3 protein-coding genes are annotated in these 5,292 nt (G+C 44.3%); 1 reads left to right on the top strand and 2 read right to left on the bottom strand.

Features of this window, described 5'->3' with window-relative positions; genetic code table 11:
• The first annotated feature begins 408 nt into the window (after nt 1–408).
• Nucleotides 409–1,596, top strand: a complete 1,188-nt coding sequence (locus BUA53_RS20625; protein WP_072837288.1) for a hypothetical protein — start codon at nt 409–411, stop codon at nt 1,594–1,596.
• Nucleotides 1,597–3,074: 1,478 nt separating this feature from the next.
• On the opposite strand, the gene BUA53_RS20620 is transcribed toward BUA53_RS20625, so the two are convergent.
• Nucleotides 3,075–3,869: a glycoside hydrolase family 16 protein gene (locus tag BUA53_RS20620; protein ID WP_072837287.1), complete on the bottom strand. Its 795-nt coding sequence runs from the start codon at nt 3,867–3,869 to the stop codon at nt 3,075–3,077.
• A 198-nt stretch (nt 3,870–4,067) separates the two neighbouring features.
• Nucleotides 4,068–4,757, bottom strand: coding sequence for a helix-turn-helix transcriptional regulator (locus BUA53_RS20615; RefSeq protein ID WP_072837286.1), 690 nt, complete (start codon nt 4,755–4,757; stop codon nt 4,068–4,070).
• Nucleotides 4,758–5,292: the final 535 nt, after the last annotated feature.

Here is a 5,292-nt window from a genome sequence, read left to right as displayed (position 1 = left end):
ACCCACCGCTTGCCGTGTTTTTTAATGAACCTTTCCATAAAATTGACAGTTTGTCTGTAAACTTTTTCTGGAACGAGACAATATGGTGAAATTTAGCTATTGATCGGCATATAAAATGAATTTTTGGCAGACCACAGCATACGTCTTTATAATACTACCTGATCAGAAGCATCAACACGAGCCAGGCCTTACACAGCCTGGGTTTCACCGGGCCCGGCATTAAAAACAGATTATAATTTCAATTACTAAGGCTTTTTACTTATATGTGAACCCCTAGTATACATTACTTTAGCGCCCCGATTGAACGTTATGAACAAAAAAGAACAAATATGATCTTTTTTTAATCACTAGGTTCACTGTTCATTCCTGTTCACAACCCTGTAGCACCAAAACTGGACCCAACTGTTTATGAAAGAAATTGATAAAGGCGCGGCTCTGCCTACCCTACAACGAGAAATACAGGAACATTTTGGTAAACCTGTTGCTACCTCGCGGGATTGCAACCTGCTAAGCGAAGAACTTTTCCAGAAGACCAGCTATAAAGTAAACCCCAACACCCTGCGCCGGTTTTTTGGGCTTGTAAAGGCTCCCTATCCACCTTCATCGGCTACGCTGTCCATACTTTGCAAATACTGCGGCTTCGATTCTTTGGAAGAATTGGTACACCATAATGGCAATGGCCAGCCAAAAACTGATGGCCTGCACAACTCCGAATCCCTGATGCGCTATTTTGTTGGTTTGTTCCGGCACACACCCGTGATGGAACCTGTTGACAAGACCTTCCTGGCACTGGTGAAGCAAACCATCCTATTCCTGCAGCAACACCCGGAGATGGCCTCCAAATTTCAAAAGGCCATAGCCAAAACCCCCAATGGGCAGCGCTATTATTTTGAACTCTATGCCCATATTGACCAACTGAATTCCTATTATGGCGAGGGGCTGCTGTATTACCTGAAAGAGAAAAAAACCGAAGACGCCCAGATACGGGGGCATGCCCTGCTGCTGCAGCGTGGCTGGCTGAGCAATGACGCCACGGCAGTGCGTCGCCACCTGGAAAAGATAGGCGATCACCACCTGTGCGATACACACCACCCTGTGATCTGCGGGCGCTATTTTGCCTCGAAGATATACCATGCCAATATCGAAGGTTTACCCACTACGGGTATCCTGGCGGAAGCGTTGGAGCAGCACAACCGTATCATGCCCTCAGACGGCTACTTCCACAATTTCCCCAGCTTTGAATATGTTTTTGCTCTTGCCCTCACGCTGACGCAGCATTTTACTGAAGCCTTGTACTTCCTGGAGCAGGCGCAGACCAAATACAAGTCAAAACACAGCTATGTGGAAGAAGGTCCTTATGAGACCATGCGCCTGCTGAAGGCGATAGCATTGGCCAGGACCGGGCAGAAAGCACAGGCTAAAGAAGTGTATGAAGCCCTGAAGCCTTCCAGGTTTTATTTCCTGACCAAAAAGACCAATAAAATTTTCTACCTGGTATTATCTGGATACCTGGGCAAACTGAATCCCAAATCAGAAGAGCAGCTCGAAAAGCTGGTGAAGGAAACCGGGTTTGTGAAGATGATGGAATTGAAATGAGTCGGGAGTCAGGAGTCGGGAGTCGGGAGTAGAGAGAACCACAGAGGCAGGGAAGGGCACGGAGGAACTGGAAGAGTTTGTAGTTTGTGGTTTGTAGTTTGTAGTTTTTTAGGTGGCAGAGATCTTATAGAATGCAGTCTTTACTAAAATATAGAGAGGCTTAAAAGAAAGACATTCCACCAGAGGTCTAACCTTCCCGATTATGCGCATTAGGCACAGAGAATATTGCCACAAAGTCGCGAAGGCATGAAGGAACACAAAGGAGTAAGAAGTTGAAAAGTTGAGGGAGGAGTTTAAAGTTTAAAAGTTGAAAGGTTTAATAGTTGTTTCTAAACGTTGATAATAGTTAGGATTGATATAGGTCATTATATGACCCTGCCTGTCCCGACGAATGGCGGGATCACCCCGCAGTGGCGGGGTCTGTGGGTAATGTTTAGGCGGCCGTTAAAACTTTAAAGCCAGTTTGACTTTATTAAAAATTAAACCTAACGTCTTTTAAATAATGATTGGTTCCAGAATTCTTACAGAACAATCACGACTCTGACAGTGCAGTCCAAAGATCCCGCCTACGGCGGGATGACAAAGAATCATTGTTTATGATTGGCAGTCAGTCCTAATTTCATAAGTTTAAAATAATACTTTGTCCAGAATTGTTGCATGAATCACGACCATCGAGCATAGACCTGCCTGCAATATACCAGCGCGTGCCTTGTCATCCTGAGGCACGAAGGATCTGTGGTAAAAGCATAAATGACTTGTATATACTTAGAGTCTTTACGACCTAAAACAAAAAGAATTCAACCGCTCCTATTTATACATGCTCACCACACCTACCACGCAAAACGCCTCTAAAAGTGCAGTCCAAAGATCCTTCGTGCCTCAGGATGACAAAGAATCATTGTTTATGATTGGCAGTCAGTCCTAATTCCAAAAGTTTAAAATAATACTTTGTGCAGAATTGTTGCATGAATCACGACCATCGAGCATAGACCTGCCTGCAATAGACCACCATGGGCCATGCCTGTCCCGACGAATGGCGGGATCATCCTGAGGCACAAAGGATCTGTGGTAAAAGCATAAACGACTTGTATATACTTAGAGTCTTTACGACCTAAAACAAAAAGAATTCAACCGCTCCTATTTGTCCATGCTCACCACCCCATCACGCAAAACGCCTCTAAAAGTGCAGTCCAAAGATCCTTCGTGCCTCAGGGTGACAAAGAATCATTGTTTATGTTTGGCAGTCCTTCCTAATTTCAAAAATTTAAGACTTAATACTTTAAGGAGATTAGTTCAGTTCAAAGAACTGTCGTACCTACGATGAAAACAAAAATGCGATTATACTTTACGGTTAGTATTTATTCCAAAATGTAACCTAATAAAATTTATAATTCCCTTTCTTAGTGTTCCTTTCCGCCTTTGTGCCTTTGCGGCCATTTCTCTTCTCTAACCCTTATCAACCTGCCAACTTTTCAACTTCACTCAACCCTCTCATATACCCTCACATAATCCACCATCATTGAATCAGCAGTAAACCCGGGATCGACCCTTCCACCGAAATCACCACCCATGGCCAGGTTCAGTAAAATGAAAAAAGGATGATGGAATGGGATGGAAGCACTATTAGTTACAGTGTGGTAGACCTGGTTATCCACGAAAAATTTGATCTCAGTTGGGCTCCACTCTACAGCGTATTGGTGAAAGCTGGTAGTAACACCAGGTATCATGATCGTTTTACCATTACCGTTAGCACCAAAATGACCAGGATAATGCAGCGTGCCGAAGATCTTATTCAGCTCCATGCCCCTGTGCTCCATGATATCTATTTCGCCGCAGGCGGGCCAGTCCACCTTGTCTATATCAGCACCCAGCATCCATATGGCGGGCCAGGTACCTACTGCAGCCGGCAGTTTGGCTGAGGCTTCAATCCTGCCATATTGGAATTCAGCCTTTTTCTTTGTCAGCAACCTGGCGGAAGTATAGTCCATGCCTTCCTTTTCCTGCTTCCGGGCTGTGATGATCAAATGGCCATCCTGCTGCTTTACATTGGAGGTATCGTGGTCGGTATAGTATTCCAACTCATTGTTCCCCCATTTTTTGGCACCTACATCAAAGCCCCACTTGCTGCTGTCCGGTAATCCCTGGCCATTGAATTCATCATTCCATACCAATTTCCAACCTTTCAGTGCAACTGGTACAGCGGTACTGGGTTTTTGAGTTGAAGCACAGGAGAAAATAATAATCGCTAACGTGATGTACAATAAAAAACGCATGGTATAAAGTTACTGATGATTTCTCCGCTTGTTTGTAACGTCTGCCTTGTCAACTATTCAACACTTGTCTAACCACAGCGAGCGCTTATAACGCAGCTAATTATTAAGCAGCAACTCACCTTTTTCCCGCCTTGTCAACCTTTCAACTATTCAAACCTCTCAAGCCTTATCCACTTTTCAACCTTTCAACCTACCCAATCACACCAGGTCAAATGCCTGGGCAAAGCGGGTGATATCATAATTGGTCTTTGCATTGAGTTTGCTTTTGACATTCTTGCGGTGCGTATTCACCGTGGCTTCGGAGAGGTGTAGTTGTGCGGCTATCTCGGCAGAGCTCAGGCCCATGGCTATTAATTTCAGGATCTCTTTTTCCCTCCTGGTGAGCGTATCAAATACCTTATGGTTATGGCGCAGGAAATTATTTTCATCGAGGAGGCGTTGCGCCTTGGTGGAGATCTGGTGGTGAGAGTCAACAGGTGTGGCGGTGGTAATGGTAAGGACTGGCTTACCATCATCATCTCTCAGGAAGATGCGGGTGGCGCTGAGGTACCATTCCCAGTCGTGCTGCGGTGAGCTGCGCACCTGCTGGAAGAAGGATATGCTTTCATCATCATTGTTGCGTTCCAGCAAAGCAAATATCTTGGGCACATAATCACGTGCATCTTCCGGGTTGAAAAAATAGGTATGGTAATTCTCGCCCATGGCTTTCAACTGTTCCAGTGTATGACCCAGGTGTTTCAATCCTGGCTCGCACATAAAGACCACGGAAAAATCACGGATGTCATGGACAATGATGTAGGCGGGGAAATCATGCTGCACCACCTGCAACATGTTTATTTTTTCTTCAATTCTTTGTTCCAGCGATTTTACAGCTCCGGTTTCACTCATGGGATAAGTTTAGAATGGAATTAATGAAATATACAGATTATATGTATTGTGACAAAGAATCAGGGGTTCAATGGCCAGGAAGGCTTAGGACGGAATGGCGAAGTAATGAAAATATAACTCGTTGGCGGGGACGCCAACAAGAGCAGGGTGTTTTTTAAAGATGATCAAGATCTCCTGCCATATAACATTATTTTCTTCCTAAACTGAAATCTAGCGCTCATGTTGGCGTCCCCGCCAACGTGAATAACCTTATATCTGAACCGAACGATTACAATGTTCATACCTTCTTTTATCATAACGGGATATCAAAATACAAGTGGCTGGTCCATTATGCCTCTAAGCTCGTTGGCGGGGACGCCAACAAGAGCCTCGTGTTTTCTTTTAAGGATGATCAATATCTACTGCCATATAATATTATTTCTACCTAAACTGAAACATAGCGCTCATGTTGGCGTCCCCGCCAACGTGGCTAATCATCAAAAAGCACTTCTTATAATACCCATTGTATTGACTTATTTTATATAATATCTTTATT

Source organism: Flavisolibacter ginsengisoli DSM 18119, from assembly GCF_900129295.1.
Taxonomy (GTDB): domain Bacteria; phylum Bacteroidota; class Bacteroidia; order Chitinophagales; family Chitinophagaceae; genus Flavisolibacter; species Flavisolibacter ginsengisoli.
The sequence above is the reverse complement of the archived record's forward strand: the minus strand, read 5'-3'. Positions and strand labels throughout refer to the sequence as shown.